This window comes from Microbacterium sp. JZ101, assembly GCF_053903175.1.
The window spans coordinates 87,775-101,104 of the sequence record NZ_CP096400.1; the positions used below are offsets into that span (position 1 = coordinate 87,775).

Below are 13,330 nucleotides of genomic sequence, written 5' to 3' on the forward strand. Positions count from 1 at the left end.
ATTCTCATTTCGTTTAGTCTGGAGTCATGATCGATCGCCGCCTCGCCCTGCCCGCCGTCATCGCCCTCCCCGCGCTCGCCCTCGCCGGCTGCGCGACGGCGTCGAGCGGTGAGACGGGCGACGGCGGCGACGCCTTCCGGATCGTCGCCTCGACGAGCGTCTACGCCTCGCTCGCCGAGCAGCTCGTGGGCGACGCTGCCGAGGTGACCGCGATCATCGACTCGCCCACGCAGGATCCGCACTCGTACGAGGCCACTGCGCGCGATCAGCTCGCGGTCGACGGCGCCGACATCGCCATCCTCAACGGCGGCGGGTACGACCACTTCATGGAGGAGCTCGTCGAGGCCGCGGGGACCGAGCACGTGCTCACCGCCGTCGAGTTCTCGCACGCCTACCCCGGCAACGAGGGACATGAGGAGGGCGACGGCCACGACCACTCCGCGGAGGCGGAGGAGGAGCACGACCACGCCGAGGAGGAAGGCGCCTCTCACGAGGGCCACGACCACATCGAGGGCTTCAACGAGCACGTCTGGTACGACCCGCACACGATCGCGCACGTCGTCGAGGATCTCGCGGGCGAGCTCGAGGAGCTCCTCCCCGACGCCGCATCCGACATCGCTGCGGCCGAGGAGGCGCTCGTCGCCGACATCGACGGGCTCGAGGCGTCGCTGGATGAGATCTCCACCGCGCATGCGGGCTCGCACGTCTTCTTCACCGAGCCCATCGGCGGCTACCTCGCCGAGGCGGCCGGTCTCGAGGACGTCACGACCGACGGCTTCGCGGAGGCGGTCGAGGAGGGGCAGGATGTCGCGCCCGCGACGCTCCTCGCTGCGACTGAGGCGATCGAGGGCGGCGAGGTCGACGTGGTCGTCGCGAACGCGCAGACCGGCGGTGCCGAGACGTCGCGGATCATCGAGACGGCCGAGACCGCGGGGGTCCCGGTGGTCGAGTACGCCGAGACGCTCCCGGAGGGGCAGACGTACGTCGAGTGGATGGCCGACAACATCGCCGCCCTGAGCGACGCTCTCGAGGGCTGATGCGCGGCGGGGGAGTTCCCGCTCTCACGGAGAACGATTATCAATCCGGGACTAGGCTGACGGTCATGCCCGAACCCGTCCTCGAGATCTCCGGAGCCGCCCTGCGCCTGCGCGGACGCGAGCTGTGGTCGGGGCTCGACCTCGCCATCCGTCCCGGCGAGTTCGTCGCCGTGCTCGGGCCGAGCGGGTCCGGCAAGACCACGCTCCTGCGCGCGATCCTCGGTCTCCGGCAGCTCAGCGCCGGCTCGATCCGCGTCGAGGGCAAGCCCGTCCGCAAGGGCAACCGCCGCATCGGGTACATCCCGCAGCAGCGGCCGTTCACCCCGGGAACGAGCCTGCGCGCCCGCGACCTCGTCGCGCTCGGCGTCAGCGGCTCACGTTTCGGCCTGCCGATCCCGCGGCGCGGCGACCGCGCGCGCGTGGATGCGCTGCTCGACGCGGTCGGCGCGACGCGGTACGCGGATGACCCGGTCGGGTCGCTCTCGGGCGGCGAGCAGCAGAGGCTACGGGTGGGGCAGGCGCTCGCCGACGCGCCGGGTCTGCTCCTGTGCGACGAGCCGCTCTCGAGCCTCGACCTCGCGAACCAGCGCGCGGTGACGGCGATCATCGACCGCGAGCGCGCCGAGCACGGCGCCGCGGTGCTGTTCGTGACGCACGACGTGAACCCGATCCTCGACTCGGTCGACCGCATCCTCTACATCGCGGGCGGCCGCTTCACGTTCGGCGCTCCCGACGAGGTGCTCCGCACCGAGGTGCTGAGCGACCTCTACGGCGCTCCCGTGCAGGTGCTGCGCGCGGGCGGCCGCCTCGTGGTCGTGGGGATCCCGGACGCCGAGCCGCACCATCCGCACGAGCACCACGATCACGCCCACCATGACGCGGAGGCGCACGCATGAATCCGCGCATCCTGCCCGGCGTCGAGTGGAGCGACGTCTTCTCGTTCGACGACTACGGCGCTCTGCTGCAGCTCGTGTCGAACTCGATCATCGCCGCGGCGGCCCTCGGCATCGTGGGCGGGCTGATCGGCGTCTTCATCATGCAGCGCGACATGGCGTTCGCCGTGCACGGCGTGAGCGAGCTGTCGTTCGCGGGCGCCGCCGCCGCGCTCCTCTTCGGCGGCAGCGTCGTGATGGGGTCGCTGCTCGGCGCCGTCGCGGCCGCGCTCATCATCGGCGCCCTCGGTGCGAGGGCGCGCGACCGCAACTCCGTCGTCGGCGTGCTCATGCCCTTCGGGCTCGGCATCGGCATCCTCTTCCTCTCGCTCTACGAGGGCCGCAGCGCGAGTCGCTTCAGCCTGCTCACGGGCCAGATCGTCTCGGTCTCGAGCCCCGACCTCGGCTGGCTCATCCTCATCAGCGCGATCGTCTTCGCGGGCCTGCTGCTCATCTGGAATCCGCTGCGCTTCGACTCCCTCGATCCGCAGTCCGCCGAGGCGCGCGGCGTGCCGACCCGGCGCGTGAGCATCCTGTTCATGCTGCTGCTGGGTCTCATCGTCGCGGTCGCCGTGCACATCATCGGCGCCCTGCTCGTCATGGCGCTGCTCGTGACGCCCGCGGCGGCGGCGATGCGGGTGAGTCACGGTCCGCTCGCCGTGCCGCTCCTGTCCGCGCTGTTCGGATTCGTCTCGGCCGTCGGCGGCATCCTTCTCGCGATCGCGGGAACCCTCCCGGTGAGCCCGTACATCACGACGATCTCGTTCGCGATCTGGGGCGTGTGCCGCCTCATCTCGTGGCGTCGCGATCGGGCCCTGCGCACCGGCGATGCCCAGGCGGCGCCCAGCGCCGCCCCGAGCATCGCATAGGCGTCCGGCCTAGAATCTCTCGTATGGCCCAGCGGAACACGTGGCAGCGCGAGCGCGTGCGCGACGCCCTCAGCGACGCCGAGGGATTCGTCAGCGCGCAGGCGCTGCACGCGGCCCTGCGCGACGAGAACACGGGCATCGGGCTCGCGACGGTGTACCGTGCGCTCGCCGGGCTCACGGCCACGGGCGAGGCCGACACGCTGCAGAGCCCGGACGGCGAGGCGCTCTACCGCGCATGCTCGCAGGGGCATCATCACCACCTGATCTGCCGCCGCTGCGGAAAGGCCGTCGAGATCGAGGCCCCGCCGGTCGAACGGTGGGCACAGGAGACCGCCGCGAAGCACGGCTTCCGCGAGGCCGAGCACATGATCGACATCTTCGGGATCTGCGCCGAGTGCGCGGCCGAGAAGGACGCCGCCTCGGCGTGACGTCCGTCACGACGAGCGAGCGCCCCGCGCAGCCGCCGACATCCCGGAGCCGTCTCGCGATCGGGCTGGGAGCCGGGCTCGCGGTCGTCGCGGCGCTGTTCCTCATCGACGCGCTCGCGCCCGCGCTCTTCCCGCAGCCGCTGCCCACGCGCGCGCAGGACGGCCTCACGCTCTCGCTGAGCGTGCTCATCGAGTCGCTCCCGTTCGTCGTGCTCGGCGTGCTCCTGTCGATCGTCGTGCAGGTGTGGGTGCCTGCGCACGTGATCGAGCGCGCGCTCCCGCGGCAGGGCTGGGCGCGGCGGGCGGTGCTGTCGCTCCTCGGCATGCTCATCCCGGTATGCGAATGCGGGAATGTGCCGTTCGCGCGGGGGCTCCTCATGCGCGGGCTCACCCCGGCCGACGCCCTGACCTTCCTCGTGGCGGCGCCGATCGTCAACCCGATCGTGATCCTGACGACGCATCAGGCGTTCGGGTGGGACGGCGGCATCCTCGTGGCGAGGCTCGTCGGCGGCTTCCTCATCGCGAACCTCATCGGATGGCTGTACAGCCGCCATCCCGACCCGGAGCGCATCCTCACCGATCGCTTCCGCGACACGTGCGAGGTGGTCGCGGGCGAGCAGGGCGACCGCGCGCGGCGCAGCCTCGCCCAGTTCGTCGTCGAGCTGCGCGCGGTCATGCCGGCGCTCGTCATCGGGTCGGCGATCGCGGGAGCCGTGCAGGTGCTCATCCCCCGCAGCGTGCTCATCGCGATCGGCTCGAACCCCGTGCTGTCGATCGTGGCGATGATCCTCCTCGCGATGACCGTCGCGATCTGCTCGAACGTCGACTCGTTCTTCGCGCTCTCGTTCGCCTCGACGTTCTCGTCGGGCTCGCTCGTCGCCTTCCTGCTCGTCGGGCCGATCGTCGACGTGAAGATGCTCGCGCTCATGCGCACGACCTTCACGGCGCGCGTCCTCGCGGGCATCGTGGCGGTCGTGCTGCTGTCGGCCTTCGTCATCGGGATCGGGGTGAACCTCGTTGCGTGACGATCGGATGGCCGCCGTGCGGAAGGCGGGCGCACGCTGGCTCGGCGTGGGCCTCGCGTCCGTGCTCGCCGTCGTGACGATCGGGCTCGCCGTCACCGGCCGGCTGCAGCTCTACATCAACCCCGCGCAGACGTGGTTCGCGGTCGGGATGGCCGTGCTCGCGCTCGCGGGCACGGTGTGGTCGTTCGCGCTCCCGCTCGGCGCCGAGGCCGACCACGGCCACGACCACGGCCCCAGTGGCGCCCACGATCACGGTGGCGCCCACGCCCACGCCCACCACGCCCGCGTTCACGGCCCGGCCGACGGGCACCACCCCGATCAGCATGTCTCGATCGCCGCGGGAAACCGACCGCCATACCCGCCGGGAGTGAGACATGCAGAGGGGCGGCACAGCGCAGGGGTACGTGGGGTCGCAGGGGTGCGGCGAGTCACCGGGATGCGGCGCGTCGCAGGGGCGGCGGCGGTCGTGGTCGGCGGTGTGGCGGCATCGGCCGTCGCGGTCGCGGCGCTCGTCCTCCCGCCCGCGTCGCTGTCGGTCGAGCTCGCGATGGACCGCGACACGGGCACGCCGCCGCTCTTCGCCGGAGCCGACACCGTCACCCTGGCCGCGAGCGGCGACACGAGCGGGTTCGGCATCGGGGAGTGGTCGACCGTCTTCGCGACGGCGACGAACCCCGACGCCTATGCGGGCAAGGAGGTGACCCTCACGGGCTTCGTCACGCCCGACGAGGAGAGCCCCGACGGCGTCCGCCTCGGGCGCCTCGTCATCACGCACTGCGTGATCGACGCGCAGCCCGCCTCCGTTCCGGTGTCGGTGCCCGAGGGCACGGCCAGCCTCGCCGTCGGCGAGTGGATCGAGGTCACCGGCACGATCGCCGCCGACGCGTCGGGCGCGCTCTCCATCGAGCCCGAGACCATCACGGCCGTCGACCCACCGGAAGATCCGTATGAGTACTGACGGCAGGCGTCCTCTCAGCCGCCGGGAGCTGCGCGAGCGGACCGAGGCCGCGCGAGCCCCCGAGGCCGCGCGAGCCCCCGAGGCCGCGCGAGCCCCCGAGCCGCCCCAGCCCGAGCCATCCGAGCCCGAACCACCTCAGCCCGCACCATCCCGCCCCGCGGAGGCCGCGCCATCCGCGCGGCCTCGCCGCTTCGTCGGGGCGATGCTCGCGGTGCTCGGCGTGCTCGCGGCGCTGGCCGGCGGCGGCGCGGCCGTGAGTCTCACGCAGGGGCCGCGCGTGAGCACGGTCGAGGTCGACGCCGAGGCGGCCACGCAGGCCTCGGGGAGCCGCGTCGTCCTCACCGCGAACCAGGCCCTCGCCGACATCGACGCGTCCCAGGTGGCCGTCTCTCCTGAGACCCCGTTCACGGTCGACGCGGCCGGGCGCATGGTGGGCGTGCGGTTCACCGTGCCTCTCGACGACGACACCGAGTACACGGTCACGATCGACGGCGCGGAGAGCGTGGGCGGCGGGCCGGCGGCGACGCTCGAGACGACGTTCACCACGCCGCCTGCGGAGATCTTCCTCCTGCAGCGCGACGCCGACGGCGACGACACGATCTTCCGCAGCGACATCTCGGGCGACGCGGCGGTCCCCGTCTACACGGCGGCGTCGATCGACGACTTCCGGGTCACGGGCGAGCATCTCGTCGTCTCGGTGCGCGAGGACGACGCCTCGGCGCTCTACGTCGCCGACCGCGACGGCTCGGATGCCGAGAGGATGCCGCTGCCGGGCGAGGGCACGATCACCGGCCTCCAGGTCTCCAGCCGCGGCGAGCTCGTCGGATACACCTACACCGACCTGCAGCTGAGCGAGACCGAGGGCCGGGCGAGCGTGCTCTTCACGGCAGACCTCCGCGAGCCCGATGCGGAGCCCGAGCCGATGATCGTCGGCGACGAGGAGCCGAGCATCGCGAGCTGGCGCTTCGTGCCCGACTCCTCCGCGCTGCTGTTCGTGAACTTCGCGGGCGACCTCATCGTCTACGACCCGGCAGCCGAGAATCCCTCGCCGACCGCTCTCGGCACGGCGTTCGCGATCGACGCCGTCACGCGCGGCACGTACACCGCCTTCATCGAGCGCCTGGATGTCGCGGGCGGCGTGCAGCTCGACCTCACCACCGGCGACGAGACCGACCTCGTCGAGCCGTCAGACGACCTCGGGCAGCCGGGTCGTGTGCTGCCCGTGCCCGGCGGAGGGACTGTCCGGGAATTCGTCCGGCTCGGGGCGGATGGCACGCCCGAGGCCCAGCTGGTCGCGTACGTCGACGACGAGGGCGCGTCGCGGACGCTGCTCGAGGCGACGGGCGCGGATGGCCTGCTCCAGACCTGCGTGTCGCCGAGCGGCCGGTACGCGGCGGCTCTCGTCGCTCCCGATCTCACGACGAACCGCTACGACTACGACGCCCTGCAGCCGCTGCCGACGACGCTCGAGACCCACATCATCGAGATCGAGACCGGTGAGGAGGTCTCGAACCTGTCGGGCTTCGGCATCAGCTGGTGCGACGTCGGCCCGTGGGACTCGGTGACCGGATGACCGACGGTCTCCACGCGGCGACGCGCGAAGAGCTGCGCGGTCTCCCCGTCGAGGTCGCGCCCCGGCTTCTCGGCGGGCTCCTCACGACGACGATCGACGGCGACGAGGTCGTCGTGCGGCTGACGGAGGTCGAGGCGTATCACGGGCTCGGCACGGGCGACGTCCATGATGCCGGCTCGCACGCCCGCATGGGGCGCACCGCCCGCAATGCGACGATGTGGGGCGAGCCCGGCCATCTCTACGTCTACCTCAGTCACGGCATCCACTCGTGCGTCAACGTCGTCTGCGGCCCCGAGGGAGAGGCCGGCGGAGTCCTCCTGCGCGCGGGGGAGATCGTGCGGGGTGCGGATGTCGCACGCCGGCGGCGCGAGGAACGCGGCGTCGCGCGCACGGATCGGGATCTCGCCCGCGGCCCCGGTCGCCTGGGCGACGCCGTCGGGCTGCGCTACCCCGTGCACGACGGGATCGATGCCGTGACCGGCGAGCTGCAGGCCGGCGCGACCGCCCGCCTGCAGCTGCGGGACCATCCGATCGGGTTCGTCTCGGGGCCGCGCGTTGGGGTCGCGGGCCTCGCGGGCACGAGCGCGTTCCCCTGGCGCTTCTGGATCCCGGGAGACCCGACGGTGTCGGCGTTCCGCCCGGGCCGCGGAGCCGTCGAGCCGCGCTGAGGCGCGTGCGCTGCCCGTGGACGGCGCACGCGCCTCAGCGGATCAGTACACGTAGGGCCATCCGCCCGAGTAGCCGAGCAGATTGATGCCGAGGCGCGAGGCGCCCGCGTCGTCGTAGTAGTGGTAGAAGAGCACGTCGGCGTCCGCGTCCGCCAGCACGGCCTGGTGCCCGGGACCGTGGATCGATCCGTGGCTCGCGAGGATCTCCGTTCCGCCGCCCGCGGTCATGGCGACGCCGTTGCGGTCGAGATAGGGCCCCGTGATCGACGTCGCGCGGCCGACCATGACGCGGTACGTGCTCGCGGCGCCCTGGCAGCAGCGGTCGAACGACACGAAGAGGTAGTAGTACCCGTCGCGGTAGTGGATGGTCGGCGCCTCGATCGCGCCGCCGCCGCGCCCCGCGATGCTCGCGAACGTGCTGTCGAGCCGGAGGCCGGAGACGTTGCTGAGGCGGATCATCTTGATGCCCGACCAGAAGGATCCGAACGACAGCCACCACCGTCCCGTGTGGTCGATCACGAGGTTCGGGTCGATCGCGTTCCAGTCGTTCGACGTCGTCGACGAGATGATCGCGCCCTGGTTGGTCCAGGTGCCCGGAGCGCCGCTCGTGCTCGTCGCGAGGAAGATCGCGGAGTTGTTGGAGCCGAAGGTCGACGCCGAGTAGTAGAGGTAGTACTTGCCGTTGGCATAGGTGATGTCGGGCGCCCACACCGTGTTCGTCCCGTTCGTGTAGCCGTGCACCCACGGCATGCCGCCGGGGAAGGCGACGCCCGCGTCGGCCCACGCGGTCCGGTCGCGCGAGGTCTTCAGGGGGATGTTGTCGCCGGTCTGCGCCAGCAGGTAGGTGCCGTCGGGCTTCTTCACGACCTCGGGGTCGTGCGTGTAGGTCGAGCCGGTGACGTATCCGGGATTCGGATACGTCGCCGCGGCGGTCGGCTCGGCGCCGCCGGGGGCGACCAGCGGCGCGAGAGCGACCGCGAAGGCGAGCGCGAGGGCGATGCCGGCGCGTCGTCTGCGGTGCGGGCGGGGGAATGCGGCCATGAGACCTCCTCGTCGAGGTGATGGATGCGCTCGGCTCCGAGCGCGTCGCCAGTATTCCAACGTTGGAAATGCTGCGTCAAGGGGAGCCGGGGGAGCGGCCGGGGGTCGTTGCTCTCCGATTCGGGCGACACGCCCGACTGTGCTAGGATCGACGTTTGTCTGCGTGCACTCCTGCGCGCAGTTCGTGCGGCCCCACCTGTACACAGCCCGGTCTCCGGGTGGGTGACGGCTGCGCAGACAAGAGATCTTGGGTGGAGCCGTCCGGCTCCACGGTAGTGAAGGAGTGAACCATGGCTGCTGTGTGCCAGGTGACCGGTGCCGTACCCGGCTTCGGTCACAATGTCTCGCACTCGCACCGACGGACGAAGCGCCGCTTCGACCCGAACGTGCAGAAGAAGACGTACTACGTTCCGTCGCTCGGCCGTAAGGTCACGCTGAACGTCTCCGCCAAGGGCATCAAGGTGATCGACGTCCGCGGCATCGAATCGGTCGTGAAGGACCTGCTCGCGAAGGGTGTGAAGCTCTAATGGCGAAGAAGGCTCAGGACGTCCGTCCCATCATCAAGCTGCGTTCGACCGCGGGCACGGGCTACACGTACGTGACCAAGAAGAACCGCCGCAACAACCCCGACCGCCTCGTGCTGAAGAAGTACGACCCGGTCGTGCGCAAGCACGTCGACTTCCGCGAGGAGCGTTAATCATGGCGAAGAAGAGCAAGATCGCTCGCAACGAGCAGCGCAAGGCCGTCGTCGACCGCTACGCGGCGAAGCGCCTCGAGCTGAAGAAGCAGCTCGTCGACCCGAACGCGACGGACGAGCAGCGCGAGGCCGCTCGCGTGGGCCTGCAGAAGCTGCCCCGCAACGCGTCGCCCGTGCGTCTCCGCTCGCGCGATGTCATCGACGGCCGCCCCCGTGGCGTGCTGACGAAGTTCGGCATCTCGCGTGTCCGCTTCCGCGACATGGCGCACCGTGGCGAGCTGCCCGGCGTGACCAAGTCGAGCTGGTAAGCACCCGCTTCGGCAAGAGGGCGGGACTCCTTCGGGAGTCCCGCCTTCTTCCTTTTCCCGCCTCGCGAACCGTCACTTCCGTCACATCCGTCACATCCGAGGGGCGACACGCCGGGCGAATCGCGCGGAAAGCCGCGAGAATCCGCGGAATTCCGGGGCGCGTTGGTACATTCATCACGGTCGCAAGACCACCGGAGGCAAACGCCTGCGGTCCGTTGAAACGTCGCGGCGTCCTCACGCCGCTGGAGGATGACATGGCCGACAAGACCATCACCAAGACCGAGCTCGTCGCGAGCATCGCCAGCGCCACCGGTCAGAGCCAGGCCGCCGTCTCGGGCGTCCTCGACGCTCTGTTCACCTCGGTCTCCGAGTCCGTCGCCAAGGGCGCGAAGGTCTCGATCCCCGGCTGGATCGCGTTCGAGCAGGTCGACACCGCTGCCCGCACCGGCCGCAACCCGCAGACCGGCGAGGAGATCGCCATCCCCGCGGGCAAGCGCGTCAAGGTGACCGCAGGCTCGAAGCTCAAGGCCGCCGTCAAGTAAGACGTCTGCCGCGTCGAAAGGGCGCCGTCCTCCGGGACGGCGCCCTTTCGCATGCCCCGCGGAAGGGTGAACGATCGGGACATGCCCCGCGCGGCGTCCGCCCAGGGGCGCGCGCATAGGGTTGAGGGGTGAACCCGCGCGCGCTGCGGGCCGCTGGGCCCCTCATCCTCGTCGTCGCGGCGATCGCAGCCGTCATCGCGGGTCTCGTGATCGGCGGCGGTGCCGCCGAGCGGTTCAGCGCCGACCCCGGCGCCTTCGTCCGCTGGGGTCTCCCGATCGCGAAGCTCGTCGTCAACCTGGCGGCGGCGACGATGCTCGGCGCGCTGGTGCTCGCGCTCTTCGGGCTGCGCGCGCAGGAGCGCGAGTTCGACGTCGCGCTCGACACGGCGTCGATCGGCGCGGCCGTCCTCACCCTCTCGAGCGGCGCGGTCGGGTTCCTGACGTTCCTGTCGTCGTTCAACCCGCAGCTCAGTCTCGGCGCGGAGTTCGGCGCTCAGCTCGGCCGCTTCCTCACCCAGACCGAGCTCGGCAGCGCCTGGCTCCTGACGACCGTCCTCGCGGCCGTCGTCACGATCCTCGCGTTCGCCATCCGCTCGTGGACCCCGACGCTCCTCACCGCCGTCCTCGCGGCCATCACGCTCGTCCCGATGGCCACCCAGGGCCACTCGGGCGACCTCGCGGGCCACGACGCGACCGTGACCGCGTTGACCCTGCACATCGTCGCCGCGGCGGTCTGGCTCGGCGGCCTGCTCCTGCTCGTCATCCTGCGCCCCGCCATGGAGGAGGGGCGCCTGGGCCCGCTTCTCGCGCGCTACTCGTCGCTGGCGCTCGCCGCGTTCGTCGTCGTCGCGGTGTCGGGCTACGCGCGAACCCTCACCTCCATCGCTCAGTGGGACCAGCTGCTCACCCCGTACGGGGCCATCCTCATCGCGAAGATCGTCGCGCTGCTCGCGATGGGCCTCCTCGGCGCGCTCTACCGCCGTCGGCTGCTCGCGCGGGCGGCGGATGGCGCGGGCGCGTTCTGGGGTCTCGTCGCGGTCGAGCTCGCGTTCATGGGCATCGCGAGCGGAGCGGCCGCCGCGCTCGCGCGCACGTCGCCGCCGGTCGGGGAGGTCTCGGCGCCGCAGTCGACGCCCGCGGAGATCCTCACCGAGGCGCCGCTGCCTCCCGAGCTGACGCCTGCGCGTTGGCTCACCGCGTGGGACGTCGACCTGCTGTGGGTGTTCGTCGCGGGCTTCGGGCTCTTCTTCTACTACGCGGGGGTGCGGCGCCTGAGGGCGCGCGGCGACGCGTGGCCCGTGCACCGCACCGTGCTGTGGACGATCGGCATGGTCCTGCTCGTCTGGGTGACGTGCGGCCCGCTCACGGCGTACGGCGACTACCTCTTCAGCATGCACATGCTCGGGCACATGCTGCTGAGCATGGCCATCCCGCTGCTCCTCGTGCCCGGCGCACCGGTCACGCTCGCGGCTCGCGCCATCCGCAAGCGCGAGGATGGCACGCGCGGCGGCCGCGAGTGGATCCTGTGGGCTGTGCACAGCCCGTTCGCCCGCGTCATCACGCACCCGCTCGTCGCGGCCGGGATCTTCATCGGGTCGCTCTGGGCGTTCTACTACACCGATCTGTTCCGGTGGTCGCTGTACGACCACTTGGGCCACGAGTGGATGATCGTCCACTTCCTGCTGTCGGGCTACCTGTTCGTCATGTCGCTCGTGGGCATCGACCCCGTGCCGTACCGCCTGCCGTACGCGGGGCGTCTCGTCACCCTCATCGTCACCATGGCGATGCACGCGTTCTTCGGCATCTCGATCATGAGCCACTCGGGTCTCATGGTCGCGGAGTGGTTCGGCGCGATGGGCCGCACGTGGGGCGCCACCCCGCTCGAGGACCAGTACACGGGCGGCGGCGTCGCGTGGTCGATCGGCGAGATCCCGACGCTCATCACGGCCGTCATCGTCGCGATCCAGTGGAGCCGCAGCGACGAGCGGACGCAGAAGCGCGCCGATCGCCATGCCGACCGCACGGGCGACGCCGAGCTCGAGGAGTACAACGCCCGCCTCGCCCGTCTGGCCGAGCGCGACCGCCGTCGCGGACTCTGACCCTCAGCGCTCATAGGCCGTTCACAGACCGGTGAACGGCGGCGCATAGCGCCGTTCTCCAGCATGGACGCATCACCGCCCCCGAGCGGGCGGCCGCGAGACAAGGAGACGGATCATGGCGCGCATTCCCGAGCCCGAGCAGACCCCTGACGGGCCGGCCTACGAGGGCCGGCTCCTCGCCCGACCGGACGAGGAGGTCGTGGACCAGGGTGCCGGCTTCGATCTCAGAACGCTCGTCAGCCGGCGAGGCATCCTCGGCCTCGTCGGAGTCGGCGTGGGCGCCGCGACCCTCGCGGCCTGCGCGCCCGCCGCGACGAGCTCGACGAGCACCTCGACCCCGAGCGGGACATCGGACACCTCCACGAGCACGTCCACCCCGACGCCGACGGCAACGGCCGACTCGACGGAGGCTGCGCTCCCCGACGGCGAGATCCCCGACGAGACGGCGGGGCCCTATCCGGGGGACGGGTCGAACGGGCCCGATGCGCTCGCGGACTCGGGCATCATCCGCAGCGACATCACGTCATCGATCGACGGGTCGGCCACCGCCGAGGGCGTCCCCCTGACCTTCACCCTGCGGCTGACCGACATGGCGAACGGCGACGCGCCGTTCGAGGGCGTGGCCGTGTACGCCTGGCATTGCGACGCGCAGGGCCGCTACTCCATGTACTCGTCCGGCGTCGAGGACGTCACCTACCTCCGAGGCGTCCAGATCGCCGACGCGAACGGGCAGGTGACCTTCACGTCGATCTTCCCCGCGTGCTACTCAGGGCGCTGGCCCCACATCCACTTCGAGGTGTACCCCGACGCGGCGTCGATCTCCGACTCCGCGAACGCGATCGCGACCTCGCAGCTCGCGCTTCCGCAGGCCGCGTGCGAGACCGTGTACGCGCTCGCCGCGTACGAGGGATCGACCGCGAACCTCGCCCAGGTGACGCTCGCGAGCGACAACGTGTTCGGCGACGACGGCGGCGCACTGCAGGTCGCGACGCTCACGGGCGATGCGACGGGCGGGTACGCGGCATCTCTCGTCGTCCGCGTCGACACCGCGACCACGCCGACGGCCGGTGCGGCACCCGGCGGCGGCGCTCCCGTCGGCTAGACGTCCGGCGACCCAGACAGTCTTGCGATGTCTCGTCCCAGCGGTGCGGCG

Annotated in this window: 15 protein-coding genes; 14 read left to right on the forward strand and 1 reads right to left on the reverse strand. The window is 71.3% G+C overall.

All coding sequences use genetic code 11. The features are described from left to right. The first annotated feature begins 26 nt into the window (after positions 1 to 26). The 8 genes from M1D56_RS00415 to M1D56_RS00450 all read left to right on the forward strand — a co-directional run bounded on the left by M1D56_RS00415 (position 27) and on the right by M1D56_RS00450 (position 7,490). Complete coding sequence (locus M1D56_RS00415) at positions 27 to 1,037, forward strand: metal ABC transporter solute-binding protein, Zn/Mn family (protein ID WP_456284300.1); 1,011 nt, start codon at positions 27 to 29, stop codon at positions 1,035 to 1,037. Between the two features lie 65 nt (positions 1,038 to 1,102). Continuing rightward, complete coding sequence (locus M1D56_RS00420) at positions 1,103 to 1,933, forward strand: metal ABC transporter ATP-binding protein (RefSeq protein ID WP_456284301.1); 831 nt, start codon at positions 1,103 to 1,105, stop codon at positions 1,931 to 1,933. Continuing rightward, a complete protein-coding gene (locus M1D56_RS00425; RefSeq protein ID WP_456284302.1) occupies positions 1,930 to 2,838 on the forward strand; it encodes a metal ABC transporter permease in 909 nt (302 codons plus the stop codon). The genes M1D56_RS00420 and M1D56_RS00425 overlap by 4 nt, the downstream gene beginning before the upstream one ends. 23 nt (positions 2,839 to 2,861) lie before the next feature. Next, positions 2,862 to 3,266, forward strand: coding sequence for a Fur family transcriptional regulator (locus M1D56_RS00430; RefSeq protein WP_271172639.1), 405 nt, complete (start codon positions 2,862 to 2,864; stop codon positions 3,264 to 3,266). After that, entirely contained in the window at positions 3,263 to 4,291 is a 1,029-nt protein-coding gene (locus M1D56_RS00435) for a permease (RefSeq protein ID WP_456284303.1), read from the forward strand. The genes M1D56_RS00430 and M1D56_RS00435 overlap by 4 nt, the downstream gene beginning before the upstream one ends. Before the next feature lie 7 nt (positions 4,292 to 4,298). Then, positions 4,299 to 5,249, forward strand: coding sequence for a TIGR03943 family putative permease subunit (locus M1D56_RS00440; protein WP_456284304.1), 951 nt, complete (start codon positions 4,299 to 4,301; stop codon positions 5,247 to 5,249). Further along, the gene (locus M1D56_RS00445) at positions 5,239 to 6,822 is read left to right on the forward strand and encodes a hypothetical protein (protein ID WP_456284305.1); all 1,584 of its coding nucleotides are present in this window, start codon (positions 5,239 to 5,241) and stop codon (positions 6,820 to 6,822) included. The genes M1D56_RS00440 and M1D56_RS00445 overlap by 11 nt, the downstream gene beginning before the upstream one ends. Next, positions 6,819 to 7,490: a DNA-3-methyladenine glycosylase gene (locus tag M1D56_RS00450; protein WP_421074758.1), complete on the forward strand. Its 672-nt coding sequence runs from the start codon at positions 6,819 to 6,821 to the stop codon at positions 7,488 to 7,490. The genes M1D56_RS00445 and M1D56_RS00450 overlap by 4 nt, the downstream gene beginning before the upstream one ends. Before the next feature lie 42 nt (positions 7,491 to 7,532). Here M1D56_RS00450 and M1D56_RS00455 read toward each other — a convergent pair whose 3' ends face one another. Next, a complete protein-coding gene (locus M1D56_RS00455) occupies positions 7,533 to 8,531 on the reverse strand; it encodes an arabinan endo-1,5-alpha-L-arabinosidase (protein ID WP_456284306.1) in 999 nt (332 codons plus the stop codon). A gap of 290 nt (positions 8,532 to 8,821) precedes the next feature. On the opposite strand from M1D56_RS00455, the gene rpmB reads away from it, so the two are divergent. The 6 genes from rpmB to M1D56_RS00485 all read left to right on the forward strand — a co-directional run bounded on the left by rpmB (position 8,822) and on the right by M1D56_RS00485 (position 13,279). Further along, a complete protein-coding gene (rpmB, locus tag M1D56_RS00460) occupies positions 8,822 to 9,058 on the forward strand; it encodes a 50S ribosomal protein L28 (protein ID WP_271172651.1) in 237 nt (78 codons plus the stop codon). Continuing rightward, positions 9,058 to 9,228 (forward strand): 50S ribosomal protein L33, encoded by a 171-nt coding sequence (gene rpmG / locus M1D56_RS00465; protein ID WP_155049151.1) that lies wholly within the window; start codon positions 9,058 to 9,060, stop codon positions 9,226 to 9,228. Before rpmB ends, rpmG begins: the two co-directional genes overlap by 1 nt. A gap of 2 nt (positions 9,229 to 9,230) precedes the next feature. Beyond that, positions 9,231 to 9,536 (forward strand): 30S ribosomal protein S14, encoded by a 306-nt coding sequence (rpsN, locus tag M1D56_RS00470; protein WP_271172652.1) that lies wholly within the window; start codon positions 9,231 to 9,233, stop codon positions 9,534 to 9,536. Positions 9,537 to 9,790: 254 nt separating this feature from the next. Further along, positions 9,791 to 10,078, forward strand: a complete 288-nt coding sequence (locus M1D56_RS00475) for an HU family DNA-binding protein (protein ID WP_271172653.1) — start codon at positions 9,791 to 9,793, stop codon at positions 10,076 to 10,078. 128 nt (positions 10,079 to 10,206) lie between these two features. Next, positions 10,207 to 12,177, forward strand: coding sequence for a cytochrome c oxidase assembly protein (locus tag M1D56_RS00480; RefSeq protein ID WP_456284307.1), 1,971 nt, complete (start codon positions 10,207 to 10,209; stop codon positions 12,175 to 12,177). A 115-nt stretch (positions 12,178 to 12,292) separates the two neighbouring features. Continuing rightward, a complete protein-coding gene (locus M1D56_RS00485; protein WP_456284308.1) occupies positions 12,293 to 13,279 on the forward strand; it encodes an intradiol ring-cleavage dioxygenase in 987 nt (328 codons plus the stop codon). The last annotated feature ends 51 nt before the right edge of the window (positions 13,280 to 13,330 follow it).